The following is a 12,695-nucleotide window of genomic DNA, read 5'->3' on the forward strand; positions in this document are numbered from 1 at the left end:
CCCTGCTGAGCTGGCGCGGCGCAGCGCCTGGGGTGGGCGTTGGCGCGCGCTGGGGCGGGCCGGCGCGGGGTGTCGGGACCCGCTGCAAGTACGTCCATGTAAGCTCGTATGCCGCCATCCATGGCGGCATACGGTCCCGCCACCCCACCCATGCCCACCCTTTGACAATGGGCTGGTGCGCGAGGGAAAAGCGGGTGCGATATCCGCAGCTGCGGTAGTGAGGAGAACAGTGCCGCTCCACTGCTCCTCTGCCCAGCATCGCCATTCCGATCCACTGCTTGGCATCGCTACTTAGCGTCACTGCTCGCGTTCCTGCAGCGCTGCTATTCCGCGATGCCGCTCAGCTCCGCCTACTGGCTTTTGATCTCAGCATGGCCACCGGCCAATTGTCGGGGGGCGGGCACGTGCAGGCTGGAGGGACCGTATGCCGCCATGGATGGCGGCATTCGAGCTTACGGGACGTACTTGCAGCGGGTCCCGGAAGCCTGTGCGTGCCCGCCCCAACCATCGGCCACAGGCACTCGCGATTCACCGCTTCAAGGCCAATCAGCAAGCACGCCAGCCGGCACACCCATCCGCGTGCAGGCCCGCGTCGCCAGGCCATCCTGCAGTGCACGCCGGAACAGCGGTGCCATGCCCTTCAACACCACGGCAGACGCCCGTGATTGCGCACGTTGCATCGGCGTGCGCTCTATCATCGTCGTCGCCCAGTCCGGCAACAATGCCGCGCCCGCACCGAGGAACAGCTCACGCGACAGCCCCGCCATCGGCACCGGCAGGCGGATGCCGGACAGCACCTCCAGCACCTCGCGCGAGCGCGCGTCGAACAGCAGCGCCGAGTGCTGTTGTGCGAAGTACGCGTCCACTTCTGCTTCCGACGCCGGTACATCGGTGGCGCCGAGGGCTTCGGCCACGCGCTTGTACTCGCGGTAGTACTGATCGGCAATCGCCGTGGGGACGTCGCGGCAATAGCGCCGACAGCCCTGCAGGAAGCCGTAGGCCTCGGTGACGTGCACCCAGGTCAGCAGCGCTGGATCGTCGGCGGAATAGGCGCGGCCGTCGGCTGTATGCCCGCGTACCTGGGCGTGGATGCGGGTCACCTTGGCGATCAGCGCCTCGACTTCCGCGGTCGGTGCGTAGGTGGTGCCGGCGACGAACGCGGTGGTGCGGCGCAGGCGGCCCACCAGGTCAGCGCGGAAGTTGGAATGGTCGTACACGCCGGCCAATGCCAGCGGATGCAGGGTCTGCAGCATCAGGGCGCACAGGCCGCCGGCAAGCATGCCGGGGAATTCGGAGTGCACGCGCCAGGTGATGCTGTCCGGGCCGAACCAGCCGGGGTCGCCCAGGGGATGGTCGTAATCGATCCCGCTCTGGCCGCGGGGGAAGGCACCCAGCACCCAGCGGCGGATCGGGGCGGTGGCGGGGCGGGCAAGCGAATGCAGCAGGGAGGACATCAGCAGTACCGAGGCGGAGCGGACCGGCGTTTCGCGCGGATGCGTCAATTCTGCGTGATACCGGTGGGGCTGGCGAGGACCTCGCCCAACAGGGGTCCGGCAATGTGCAGATGCAGCATGGAAAGGACCGTCCGGCGCCTATTTACCCGGCGATTTACGTGCCGCAGTGCGCAAATCCGCTGCGAGTGTGCCCATTCAGGCAGGAATGACGCCGGATCTTTGCGCTTTGCCCATTGCCAAGCGCGGTGAAAGTGCTAGAACTGGAGCTGCCACAACGTCGTCCAATGCGCTGCCGCACGTTCCAGAAGGAGCTCGTCATGATCGCTTTGTTCAAAGGTTTGGGTCTGCTGTTGCAGGACAACGAGCTGTACAGCAGCCCGTTCGAAAAACAGGTCGCGCATTGGCGTAACAAGAGTGAACAGCAGATCCGCGAGGAAGTCGCGTTGCTCGCCAAGGCCAAGGGCCAGTGGTTGATGGCCTCGATTGTCGGCTGGCAGGCGTCCTCGCTGCTCATCCTCGGCCTGATCAGCAATTACCTGTGGAAGGATGACTTCCATATCACCTTCACCCGCGTGGTGATCGTGTTCGGTTCGTGGGTGTCGATCCTGTTCGTGATCTGGTTCATGGCCAACATGTTCGATCACACCGCCGGCTTCGAGCGCTGGATGAAGGCCTTCAACAGCCGCGCCCGGATCACCTCCGATGCGGACACCGTGGAGTGCGTCGCCGAAGCGCTGGACATGGCCCATCATTACCCGGAAGTGCTGGACTACAAGCAGGCCGTGAGCGCCAAGCGCGAGCTGCGCCACGAGGACATCCGCATCATGCGCGAGATCGGCCGGATGAAGCAGCACACCGAACTAGTGGGTCAGCTCAACCACGTCGGCGAGCAGCCCAACGGCACCAACCTGCATCTGCAACCGGCGTTCTGACCCTATCGAAATGAGGGGGGAGCCACGATGCCACCGTGATCACTCACGGTGGCATTGTTCTTTCTGGAGCGCGCTGACGCAGTGCTTGAAGCCGGCCGGCAGCCCGGCCATCTGCTCCGTCTTGCCCACCGCCACCGCCAACCGGTGCAGCGGCGGATAGGGGCAGTCGGTGTCCTTCGTGCAGCGCGCATCCAGCACCAGGTAATGGCAGCGGCCGCTGCTGCTGGCGATGCAGTCGAAGTTGGCCACGCCGTTGTCGACCGTGGTTTTGCTGTACAGCGTATCCACGCCGTTGGCGCGGATGCGGGTGACGGAGGTGTTGCTCGATTGCTGGCAGGCCGCCAGCATCAACACGCAGAGACTGGCGACAACGGCGATACGCATGGCAGGCTCCAGACGAAAGAAAAGGCGCGTTACATCCCGCGGAACAGGCTCATGAAGGGCTGGCTGACGTTGAGCACTTCGGTGCGATGCTTCAAGCGCAGCTGGCCGCGGCCGGTGTCGTCGCGGGTGACTGCGGCGACCGCCTTCATGTTCACGATGGTGGAGCGGTGGATCTGGCGGAACCGTTGCGGATCGAGCGCATCCAACAATTCACGCAGCGAGGTCCGCAGCAGGCTTTCGCCCTGTTCGGTGACCACCGTGGTGTACTTGCTGTCGGCACGGAAGTAGATCACGTCTTCGAGCATGATCAGCTGCGTGTCCCGTCCGTTGCTGGCCGTGATCCAGGCCAAAGGCGGTGCGCTTGAGGCGGCGGTGGGCTGATTGCCGAGGCGCTGCAGCAGTTGCTCGAGCATGCCGCTGTCCGGCCGGCCCAGCTGCATGCGCGCCAGGATCCGCTCGCGCGTGGCCAGCAGGCGCTCATCGCTGACCGGCTTGAGCAGGTAGTCGATCGCGCCCTGTTCGAAGGCATCGATCGCATACTGGTCGTAGGCGGTGACGAACACCACCTGGGTGCGCGGGCTGATCTCCGGCAGCGCGCGGGCCACCTCGATGCCGGTGATGCCCGGCATGCGGATGTCGAGCAGGGCCAGGTCCGGTTTCAACTCGGCCAGGCGCTCCAGCGCACTGGCGCCGTCCTCGCATTCGGCCACCAGCCGCAGCTCGGGCCACAGCCGCTGCAGCTGTGCCACCAGCGACTGGCGCAGCAGGTCTTCGTCTTCGGCAATGAGGGCATCAAGCTGCATGGATCGCCTCGCGGGCATCGCGCGGCAGGGTGATGGTGGCTGCCACGCCGGTGGGGAAATTGGACACGATCGCCACGCCAGCGTGCTCTCCGCAGGTCAGGCGCAGGCGTTCGCGCAGGTTCTTCAGGCCGATCCCGGTACCACTGGTTCCCTGCCCGAAACCGAGACCGTCGTCGGCGACGGTGAGGGTGACATGGTCGTCGAAGGCGCGCGCGATGATCCACACCGTGCCGCCGCCGGGCTTGGGTTCGAGCCCGTGTTTGATCGCGTTTTCAACCAGGGTCTGCAGCGCCATCGAGGGCAGCGGCAGGCTGGTCAGTGCCGGCGGCACATCCACCTGCAGGGCCAGGCGTGCCCCCATGCGGATCTTCAGGATTTCCAGGTAGGCCTGGGTGCGCTCCAGCTCCACGCCCAGGGTGGACATGGATTCATCCACGCTGGGCAGCGAGCTGCGCAGGTACTGGATCAGATGCCCGAGCATCTGGTCGGCGCGCGGCGGATCGGTGCGGGTCAGCACCTGCGCGTTGGCCAGCGTGTTGTAGAGGAAGTGCGGCTCGACCTGCGCATGCAGCAGGTTGAGTCTGGCCACCGAGAGTTCCTTCTCGGTCGCGGTCTGTTCGGCGGCGGCCTGTTCGTCGCGGCGCTGCTCGGCCACCCGGCGGGTGATCGCACGGCCGACCGCTTCGGCGTTCTCATGGTTGCTGCCTTCGTCGACCGCGAGCAGATCGGCCCAGACCCCCGCATCGGGCTCGAACAGCAGGGTGACGCTGCTGGTGCCCTGCCCCGGCGTCACGGTGGCGAGCACGCTGTTGCGTTTGATCGCCAGCCGCGCAGGCAGGTTCCAGCGGGACGGCGGGCGGCCGTTGTAGGGATCCACGCGGCGCACGTAGGCGCGCACCTGCAGGCTGCCCGGAGCGCTTTCGATGTCTTCCACGCGTGGCAGCTCGGCGATGGCGGCTTCCACCAGGGCGAAGGCCGGGCCGGCGTCCATCGGCACCTCGATCTGGCGGCGCTGGCGGCTGGACAAGGTGGCCGCGTCCAGGCGCCCGGCGGCGTGCTGCACGCGGCGGATATGGGCGATGCAGCTGCCCAGGGCGGTCACCATCACGAACAGGGCCAGCAAGCCGAACACCCAGCCGGGGCCTTCGTCCATGCCATGGAAGAAGCCACTCCAGACGAACCCCGCCACCACGATGGCGGCGGCCCAGGCCAACAGATTGCGGAAGATCAGGGAGAGGCTGGCGAACACGGCGGCGTCATCACATAGGGAGTGAGGCGAGCATAGCCCTGCCGCGAGTGCGAACAAGCGGCATGCGACGAAGGCGGGGTTTGGGGGGATGAAGCCGCGTAGCGCCACCCCATGGGTGGCTGGCGTTCGTTCCGGGATCGCGAAGCCACGCATGGCGTGGCTCTACATCGGGGTCCGGGACTGCCTGGCCACGCATGGCGTAGCGCCGGGTTGGGGGTCCGGCCGGCGATGCCGGCCGGACGCGGCACTACTTCCGCTCGGCGGCGCTGGCGTCACGCGGGGCGCGGAACTGGGAGTCCTCGCTCCAGTTCGGCCAGGCGCGCGAGTTGGCCAGCTGGTTGCCCAGCGTGTACAGCACCTCCAGATCGCGCGAGGCACCGGCGAAGGTCCAGTCCGGCTGCCACTCGTCGCCCTGCTGGTGATAGCGCTTGGCGGTGTAGTCATCGGAGGCCGCCTTGCCAGCGGCGACGCCACCCTCCACCCAGTCCTGGCCCGCCGAGTAGGACACCGCCGGCACGCCGCGCTTGGCGAACGGGAAGTGATCGGAGCGGAAGAACAGGCCGGCTTCCGGCTTCGGATCCGGGGTGTAGCGGATGTCCCAGCCCTTGGCGACGTCCTTGAGCTGGTCCAGAAGTTCCAGCTTGGCCGAGCCGTAGATGCCGAAATCACGCGACGGGCTGAAGGGCGCCATGCCATCCATGTTGATCAGCGCCACGGTCTTGCCGAGCGGATACAGCGGGTGGGTGGCGTAGTACTCCGAGCCAAGCAGGCCCTTTTCCTCGGCGGTGACGGCCAGGAACAGCACCGAACGCTCCGGGCGCTTGGCCTTTGCGAAGCCGCGCGCCAGCTCGACCAGCGAAGCGGTGCCGCTGGCGTTGTCCAGCGCACCGTTGAAGATGGTGTCGCCGTTGGCATCGGGCTTGCCCACGCCGATGTGATCCCAGTGCGCGCTGTAGATCACGGTCTCGTCGGGATGCTTGCTGCCCTCCAGGCGCGCGGCCACGTTGTGCGAGGTGATCACCTCGGTCTTGACCGCGTACTTGGCCGAGAAGGTTTCACCCTTCAGCTCGACCGGCTTGAAGTCGCGGGTCTGCGCCTGCTTCTTCAGCGCCTCGAAATCCAGGCCCGCGCGCTTGAACAGCGAAACCGCCAGATCGCGCTGGATCCAGCCTTCCAGCAGCGGATGCGCTTCGGCCGGGTTGTCGCGGACTACATCGAACATGGTGTTGGTGTTGGAGCCGGCCACGGTGGCCCAGCCATACGAGGCCGGCGCGGTCTCATGCACGATCAGCACGCCGAGCGCCCCCTGGCGCGCGCCCTCTTCGTACTTGTAGGTCCAGCGACCGTAGTAGGTCATGCCCTTGCCGTCGAAGTCGCCCTGGCCGGTTTCGAAGTCCGGGTCGTTGATCAGCACGACCGCGATCTTGCCCTTCAGGTCCACGCCCTTGAAGTCGTCCCAGTTGCGCTCGCCGGCTTTGACGCCGTAGCCCAGGAAGACCAGCGGCGCGTTCTTGATGTCCACCTCGCTGGCCCCGTTCATCGCGGCGCGCACGGCGATTTCCTTGCCTTGGCTCAGCGTCTGCGGGGTGCCCTTGTTGCTCAGCGACAGGCTCGGGGTGCCGACGATGTCGCCCTTGAGCAGCGGCACGGCCTGGGTCCACAGGCGCTTGCCGTCCTTGAGGTCGCCGCCCGGCTGCAGGCCCGCCGCGGCGAACTGCTTGCTCAGGAAGGCGATGGTCTTTTCTTCACCGGCCGTGGCAGGCGAGCGGCCCTCGTAGGCATCGGAGGCCAGTTCCTTGACGTCTGCGGAGATCCGCGCGCCATCGAATTTGGGGGTGGCGGCCATCAAGGCCGACGACACCGACAACGCCAACAGGCTGATTACCACACGCTTCACGCTGCACCTCATGACTGACCGACAATCGCCCGAGTGTAGGCCAGAGCCGTGGCCGGGTGCAGTGCCGGTCTACACAGCCGCCGCGCGGGCGAGCAGCATCGCCTTCTCGCGTGCGTTGGCGGTCAGCGCCGCCGCACGCGCAAAGGCTGCCCGGGCCTCCTCACGGCGATCCAGCTGGGCCAACAGATCGCCCTGCACCGCGGCCAGCGGCGCATAGTCGCGCAACCGTGCATCGTCACCCAGCGCCTCCACCAGTGGCCACGCCGCCGCCGCGCCGTTCGCACGCGACAGGGCCACCGCGTGATTCAACGCGATCACCGGCGAGGGCTGCACCTGCGCCAGCCGCGCGTAGAGCGCGGTCATCCGTGCCCAGTCGGTGTCCTCGGCGCGGCGCGCGCGCGCGTGGCACTCGGCGATGGCGGCCTGCAGCACATAGGGATCCTCGCTGCCGCCCAGCACCACCGCCTGCTGGAGGGCCGCCTGGCCACGGGCGATCTGCAGCCAGTCCCAGCGCGTGCGGTCCTGGTCGGGCAGCAGGACAGGCGTGCCGGTGCTATCGGTACGCGCTGCGGTACGCGAAGCCTGCAGTTCCATCAGGGCCAGCAGCCCCTGCACCTGTGGCCAGGCAGGCAGGCGATGCGCGAGCACGCGCCCCAGACGCAGTGCTTCCTCGCACAGCGCCGGGCGCATCCAGTCATCGCCGGCACTGGCCGCATAGCCCTCATTGAAGATCAGGTAGATCACCTCCAGCACCGAGGCCAAGCGCTCCGGCAATGCAGCCTGGCGTGGCACTTCGAACGGCACCTGCTTCTGCGCCAGCGTACGCTTGGCACGCACGATGCGCTGGGCGATGGTCGGCTCGGGTGCGAGGAAGGCGCGCCCGATCTCATCAGTGGTCAGGCCCCCCAGCAGGCGCAGCGTCAACGCCACCCGCGCATCGGCGGCCAGCACCGGATGACAGGCGACGAACATCAGCCGCAGCAGGTCATCGCCGATGTCGTCTTCCAGCGCGTCGCTGTCATCCGGCGGCGGCAATGGCAGCGGCTCCAGCTCGCTGCCGTACTGCGCATGCTGGCCGGCGACACGCTGGTGCTGGCGCAGCACATCGATGGCGCGGTTGCGCGCGGTGGTCATCAGCCACGCTCCGGGATTGTCCGGCACGCCCTGGCTGGGCCAGCGCTCCAGCGCGGCCAGCCAAGTGTCCTGGACCAGCTCTTCGGCACGGCCGACATCGCCGCCAAGCAGGCGGGTCAGGCGGGCGGTCAGCACTGGCGACTCCATGCGCCAGATCGTCTCCAGTCGTTGCGTCAGTGCCGTGTCCATGCAGCTGATCAGACCACCGGGGCGAGGCAGGTACAAGCTGCGCGGCGGGGTGCCATCGCGCCGGTGCGGGATCAGGGCTGCTTCATGCAGTTGACCATCCACGGCTTGCCATAGCGGTCGATCAGAAAGCCCCAGCGATGGGCCCAGAAGGTTTCGGTGATCGGCATCTTGATCTCGCCTCCGTCGGCCAGCGCATTGAACACGCGCTCGGCTTCCTCGATCGAGTCGACATCGATGTTGATCGTGGTGCTGCCCTGCCCGTCCGGGGAGGGGCCGTCGGCGGCCATCAGGATCGCCGACCCCACCTCCAGCTGGCTGTGCGCGACGTGGTCCAGGGTCTCCGGCGGCATCTCGCCACAGCCTTCCTGACTTTCCATCGGTGGCATGTCGCGGTACCTCATTTCCGAGGTGACCTTGCCGCCCAGCACCTGCGCATAAAAGGCCATCGCCTCATGGGTCTTGCCGTTGAAGCCAAGGAACGGAATCAGTTTCATGGGAATGCTCCAGGGATGTGGGATGGATCAAGCGTCGGTGCCGATCTGGTCGCGCAGACGCTGTTCCTGCGCCTGTAATTCAGGAGTGAAGGCATCACCGAAATCCTCGGCACTGAGAATCGGGCGCAGCTCCACCACATCGCCGGCGGCGAACGGCGCGCGTTTGAGCCATTCGGTGGCCTCGTCCAGCGAGCGGACCTGCCAGAGCCAGAAGCCGCAGACCAGCTCGCGGGTTTCGGCGAACGGCCCGTCGATCACCCGCGGCGCTTCATTGCCGAAGGCCACCCGCCGGGCATGCGAGGTCGGGTGCAGGCCCTCGCCGGCCAGCATGATCCCGGCCTGGACCAGCTGTTCGTTGTAGGCGCCCATGGCGCGGATTTCCTGCTCGGTCGGCAGTTGACCGGCCTCGGTGGCCGCGGTTGCCTTGACCAGAACCATGACTTTCACGGGGTGCTCCTGTCTGCCAGCCCGAAGCGCGGGCCGTTCACTGGATACAACGTGCCAACGGGATGGAAATCGACACGCCCGTAAAAATTATTTCTGCCGTGCCTGAACAGGGCGTTCCTGCGGCGCTGCAACACCGTGCCTGCGGGAGCTGGGGCATGATGCGACTTCACCGTCCCTCGTGGTCCGCCCATGCAATTTCTTCTGCTGATCTATATCGACGAGGGTCTGCTGCAGGCCCTGCCAAGCGACGAATACGACCGCCTGATGCACGACTGCCTGCAGCACGCGGACAGGCTGCAGGCCGAGGGCACCCTCGTGCTGGCGCAGAAGCTGGAACCGGTGGACAGCGCGCGCACGGTGCGCGTGCGCCAGGGCCAGACCCGGATCACCGATGGCCCGTTCGCCGAGACCCACGAGCTACTGGCCGGCTTCAACCTGATCAACGCGCCGGACCACGCCGAGGCGATGCGCATCGCCCAGCAGTTCCCGTGGTCGCGTTTCGGCAGCATCGAGGTGCGGCCGCTGGCCGACATGGACGCCGAGCGCGTGCGCGTCGGCGCCTGATTCCGCTCAGGGCAGCAGCGTGACCTTCAGATCACGCGGCCCGATCGCTTCGTTGCCGCTGTAGTCGCGCGCACTGCCACGCAGGATGTAGTCGCCGGCCGGCAACGCGTCGGGCTGCCAGCGCCCGGTCTCGACCAGTCCATCGCGCACGGTGTTGGTGACCAGATAGCGGAAGCGCGTGACCGCACTGCCATGCACGGTGATGCCGCTGTCTGGCGCATAGGCAACGCGGGTGGCGCTGTCCTCGCGCGGCATCCGGTTGAACACGATGTTGAAGCGCGGCTGCTCGTACCCCGCCAGCGGCTGACCCTGCGCATCCAGCACCTGATAACCCACCTGGTACAGCCCCAGCCGCCGGCGTGGCAGATTGCGGTCCACCTGATCCCACGCCTCCACCACGATCTGCACGCCCGGTCCCTGGCGGGGAATCGCCACGCGGCCATCGGCGCCCCCCTTGATCGGCTGATCCAGATCGTCCAGCACGGCCACCTCGGTGATGCGCGGCGCAAAGGTATCGGCATACCCGGTGAAGCCCAGCGCCACCGCATTGCGTTCGAAACCACTGGCGCCCACGCTCAGGTGCACATGCGCCATGCGGTTGATGCTGCCCAGCGATTCGCCCGTCGCGAAGCGCGTGCCACGACGCACACGGACCCGCTCGAGCTTGCCGTCCTCGCCGAGCAGCTGCTGCCAGCGCGCATCGAACGGGCGGTCACGCGGATCGCGGCCGACCTTCATGTGGATGTACTTCAGCCGGCCCAGCGACAGGCCTTCGGCCTGGCCACCGACCGACCATGCCGCGAACGGCGTATCGACCTTGCCATCGGCAATCGCCAGCACCGATTGGCCCACATCACCCCGGATGTCGAAGCCGCCATGCAGGTGGTGGCGGCTTTCACCCTTGAAGTCACCGCGCACTTCACCCAGCGTGCCGACCACTTCGTGCCAACCATCCTGCGGCGCCAGCGGCCAACGGCCGGCGGTCTCGGGCAGCGGGGCATCCGGCGCCGGGCCGATCAGCGCCGGCGGTGCGGTCTGGCCAACCGCCAGCGCGCGCAGCCGGTGCACACGGTAGGACGCAGCATCGGCCAGGTACAGCCCACCCTGGGCATCCAGCGCGAGCGCGGTAGGCCGGGCGAAGCGCGGCTGCGGTGGCACGCCGGCCAGTGCGAGCTGATGGCCCTGCGCCGAGATCTGCACCACCTTGCCGTTGATGTCGCTGGCGTAGATCACTCCGTCATGGGTCACCGCCAAGGACAGCGGGCCGCTCAGCAGGCCGCCATCGGCGACGCGGGTGCTCAGCGTGCCATCCGGCGCGAGCTGTCGGATCGCGTTGTTGAACAGATCGGCGATCAAGACGTTGCCCTGCGGATCCAATGCCAGCGCGACCGGCGTGTCCAGGCGGGTGTCCACGCCGATGCCATCCATCATCCCTGGGCGCTCGCCACCGGCGACGGTGTGGACCCGCCCATCGGACTCGATAACACGGATGCGGTCGTTGTAGGTATCGGCCACGTACACGCGGCCGCCCGCGTCCACCGCCACGCCCATCGGTCCATCGAAACGCGCCTGCGCGGCTGGACCATCGACGAAGCCCCGCTGGCCATCACCGGCCAGCGTGCTCACGGTGCCGTCCACCGCGATGCGCCGGATCACGTGGTTGCCGGTATCGGCGACGAAGACGTTGCCGCTGGCATCCAGCGCGATCCCGGAAGGCGTGTTGAACTGCGCCTGCAAGGCAGCGCCATCGCGCCAGCCTTCGCCCTGCCCGGCCAGGGTGTCCACGCGGCCATCGGGATGCAGGCGGCGGATGCGGTTGTTGTCGCCGGCATCGGCGATGTAGACCACGCCGTGCGCGTCCACGGCCAAGCCGTACGGATCGGCAAAGCGCGCCTGCCCGGCGGGGCCTTCCGTGCTGCCACCCACGCCGTCGCCGGCGACGCTGTCGATGCGCGGTGACCAGCCCAGCACGGTGGGTATCGGTCCGGGCGGCGGCAGGGGCGGCGATGGCACGCGCAGGAACGTCCATGCCAGCAACGCAGCGGTGGCTGCGGCGATCATCCCTGCCCAAGCGTTGCGTCCCATTGCCATCCTTGTCGTTCGAAGGGCACGACGATAAGGGCTGCGTGCGCATCTGCAAACCCTGTGGGTCGAACGCGCGGACGTGCAGACCGCTCTGAACGCCGTCGGCCGAAGCGAGCAGCACGCGTTGTTCGGCGCAGGATGCTCACGCTGAAACGCAGCCCTACTTCGCCGGCGTCTCCAGCTTGAACCCCATCGCCTCGCGATAGCGCACGTACAACGCGCTGACCTTCTCCACGTAGGCCAGCGTCTCGGCATAGGGCGGCACGCCCTTGTAGCGCGTCACCGCACCGATGCCGGCGTTGTAGGCCGCGGCGGCCAGCACACGGTCGCCCTTGTAGCGACGCAGCAGCGCCTTCATGTAACGCGCGCCGCCGCTGATCGACTGCTCGGCCGAGAGTGGGTCGGCCACGCCGTACTCGGTGGCGGTATCGGGCATCAGCTGCATCACGCCCTGCGCGCCTTTGGGCGAGATCGCACCGGCATCGAAATTGCTCTCGGCATGGGCGATCGCGCGCAGCCAGGCGTCGTCCACCCCGGTGGCCTTCGCTGCGGCCTTGAACTGCTTGGCGTGCCGGTTCAACTGCGGCGTGCCGACCTTGCCCAGACCTTCATGCGCCGGTTCACCCGGTGGGGTGGCGACGGTGAATTTCAGGAACACCCGCGAGCCGGGCAGGTTGCGGGTTGAATAGACCAGGGCACCGTCCTGCTCGCGCTCGTACAGGGTGCCGCTGAAGATGCCCATGTTTCCCCACAGGTTGGGGGTCTGCACGGCGTTGTCGTCGATCTGCTGCGGGGTGCACTTGGAGCCCGGCTCCGGTGCGGTGGCCAGGCTGACCGTGTTGCTCTGCACGCAGCGGTAGACCGTGCGCGCCGATGCCAGGCTGGGCAGCAGCAACGACAACAGGGCCAACGCGGCAGGCAGGGTGGGATTCATCGGGCTCGGATCGGGGCACGGAAGGGTGCGGCGCGATCATCCGGCCGGGGGCGCGAACCGAAGGTGAATACCGGGCCGCCGGGGCGGCCGACGCCGTGGTCTGCCCGTCACTGTCGGAATCAACACCTT

At 67.4% G+C, this 12,695-nt stretch carries 12 protein-coding genes; 2 read left to right on the forward strand and 10 right to left on the reverse strand.

The genetic code is table 11. The features are described 5' to 3' along the window. Positions 1–536: 536 nt before the first annotated feature. Positions 537–1,454 carry an oxygenase MpaB family protein gene (locus ABE464_RS16865; RefSeq protein WP_346472871.1) on the reverse strand — a complete coding sequence of 306 codons (918 nt, stop codon included), beginning with the start codon at positions 1,452–1,454 and terminating at the stop codon, positions 537–539. Positions 1,455–1,771: 317 nt separating this feature from the next. Here ABE464_RS16865 and ABE464_RS16870 point away from each other — a divergent pair, with 317 nt between their 5' ends. Beyond that, positions 1,772–2,386, forward strand: coding sequence for a hypothetical protein (locus tag ABE464_RS16870; protein WP_346472872.1), 615 nt, complete (start codon positions 1,772–1,774; stop codon positions 2,384–2,386). A 39-nt stretch (positions 2,387–2,425) separates the two neighbouring features. Here ABE464_RS16870 and ABE464_RS16875 read toward each other — a convergent pair whose 3' ends face one another. The 7 genes from ABE464_RS16875 to ABE464_RS16905 all read right to left on the reverse strand — a co-directional run bounded on the left by ABE464_RS16875 (position 2,426) and on the right by ABE464_RS16905 (position 8,983). After that, positions 2,426–2,770 carry a hypothetical protein gene (locus ABE464_RS16875; RefSeq protein WP_346472873.1) on the reverse strand — a complete coding sequence of 115 codons (345 nt, stop codon included), beginning with the start codon at positions 2,768–2,770 and terminating at the stop codon, positions 2,426–2,428. Positions 2,771–2,799: 29 nt separating this feature from the next. After that, the gene (locus tag ABE464_RS16880) at positions 2,800–3,573 is read right to left on the reverse strand and encodes a LytTR family DNA-binding domain-containing protein (RefSeq protein WP_346472874.1); all 774 of its coding nucleotides are present in this window, start codon (positions 3,571–3,573) and stop codon (positions 2,800–2,802) included. Further along, positions 3,563–4,822, reverse strand: a complete 1,260-nt coding sequence (locus tag ABE464_RS16885; RefSeq protein ID WP_346472875.1) for a histidine kinase — start codon at positions 4,820–4,822, stop codon at positions 3,563–3,565. Before ABE464_RS16885 ends, ABE464_RS16880 begins: the two co-directional genes overlap by 11 nt. 247 nt (positions 4,823–5,069) lie before the next feature. Continuing rightward, entirely contained in the window at positions 5,070–6,719 is a 1,650-nt protein-coding gene (locus tag ABE464_RS16890) for a M28 family metallopeptidase (RefSeq protein ID WP_346472876.1), read from the reverse strand. Positions 6,720–6,788: 69 nt separating this feature from the next. Continuing rightward, positions 6,789–8,042, reverse strand: a complete 1,254-nt coding sequence (locus tag ABE464_RS16895) for a sigma-70 family RNA polymerase sigma factor (protein ID WP_346472877.1) — start codon at positions 8,040–8,042, stop codon at positions 6,789–6,791. Between the two features lie 71 nt (positions 8,043–8,113). Continuing rightward, entirely contained in the window at positions 8,114–8,536 is a 423-nt protein-coding gene (locus ABE464_RS16900; RefSeq protein ID WP_346472878.1) for a VOC family protein, read from the reverse strand. Positions 8,537–8,563: 27 nt separating this feature from the next. Next, positions 8,564–8,983 carry a YciI family protein gene (locus tag ABE464_RS16905; RefSeq protein ID WP_346472879.1) on the reverse strand — a complete coding sequence of 140 codons (420 nt, stop codon included), beginning with the start codon at positions 8,981–8,983 and terminating at the stop codon, positions 8,564–8,566. Between the two features lie 189 nt (positions 8,984–9,172). Between ABE464_RS16905 and ABE464_RS16910 the strand changes: the two genes are divergently transcribed. Continuing rightward, the gene (locus tag ABE464_RS16910; RefSeq protein WP_346472880.1) at positions 9,173–9,547 is read left to right on the forward strand and encodes a YciI family protein; all 375 of its coding nucleotides are present in this window, start codon (positions 9,173–9,175) and stop codon (positions 9,545–9,547) included. A 6-nt stretch (positions 9,548–9,553) separates the two neighbouring features. Here the strand turns inward: ABE464_RS16910 and ABE464_RS16915 are convergent, their stop codons facing one another. Together ABE464_RS16915 and ABE464_RS16920 are read right to left on the reverse strand one after the other, a co-directional pair. Beyond that, positions 9,554–11,632: an NHL repeat-containing protein gene (locus ABE464_RS16915; RefSeq protein ID WP_346472881.1), complete on the reverse strand. Its 2,079-nt coding sequence runs from the start codon at positions 11,630–11,632 to the stop codon at positions 9,554–9,556. Between the two features lie 160 nt (positions 11,633–11,792). Further along, positions 11,793–12,566: a lytic transglycosylase domain-containing protein gene (locus ABE464_RS16920; protein WP_346472883.1), complete on the reverse strand. Its 774-nt coding sequence runs from the start codon at positions 12,564–12,566 to the stop codon at positions 11,793–11,795. Positions 12,567–12,695 lie beyond the last annotated feature (129 nt).

Origin of the sequence: Stenotrophomonas sp. TWI587 (genome assembly GCF_039674145.1) — a bacterium.
Lineage (GTDB): Bacteria > Pseudomonadota > Gammaproteobacteria > Xanthomonadales > Xanthomonadaceae > Stenotrophomonas > Stenotrophomonas maltophilia_AY.

Excerpts from the sequence above, each read along its gene's own strand:
- ABE464_RS16865 (WP_346472871.1), bottom strand. The coding sequence starts at position 1,454 with ATGTCCTCCCTGCTGCATTCGCTTGCCCGCCCCGCCACCGCCCCGATC.
- ABE464_RS16870 (WP_346472872.1), top strand. The coding sequence starts at position 1,772 with ATGATCGCTTTGTTCAAAGGTTTGGGTCTGCTGTTGCAGGACAACGAG.
- ABE464_RS16875 (WP_346472873.1), bottom strand. The coding sequence starts at position 2,770 with ATGCGTATCGCCGTTGTCGCCAGTCTCTGCGTGTTGATGCTGGCGGCC.
- ABE464_RS16880 (WP_346472874.1), bottom strand. The coding sequence starts at position 3,573 with ATGCAGCTTGATGCCCTCATTGCCGAAGACGAAGACCTGCTGCGCCAG.
- ABE464_RS16895 (WP_346472877.1), bottom strand. The coding sequence starts at position 8,042 with ATGGACACGGCACTGACGCAACGACTGGAGACGATCTGGCGCATGGAG.
- ABE464_RS16900 (WP_346472878.1), bottom strand. The coding sequence starts at position 8,536 with ATGAAACTGATTCCGTTCCTTGGCTTCAACGGCAAGACCCATGAGGCG.
- ABE464_RS16910 (WP_346472880.1), top strand. The coding sequence starts at position 9,173 with ATGCAATTTCTTCTGCTGATCTATATCGACGAGGGTCTGCTGCAGGCC.
- ABE464_RS16915 (WP_346472881.1), bottom strand. The coding sequence starts at position 11,632 with ATGGGACGCAACGCTTGGGCAGGGATGATCGCCGCAGCCACCGCTGCG.
- ABE464_RS16920 (WP_346472883.1), bottom strand. The coding sequence starts at position 12,566 with ATGAATCCCACCCTGCCTGCCGCGTTGGCCCTGTTGTCGTTGCTGCTG.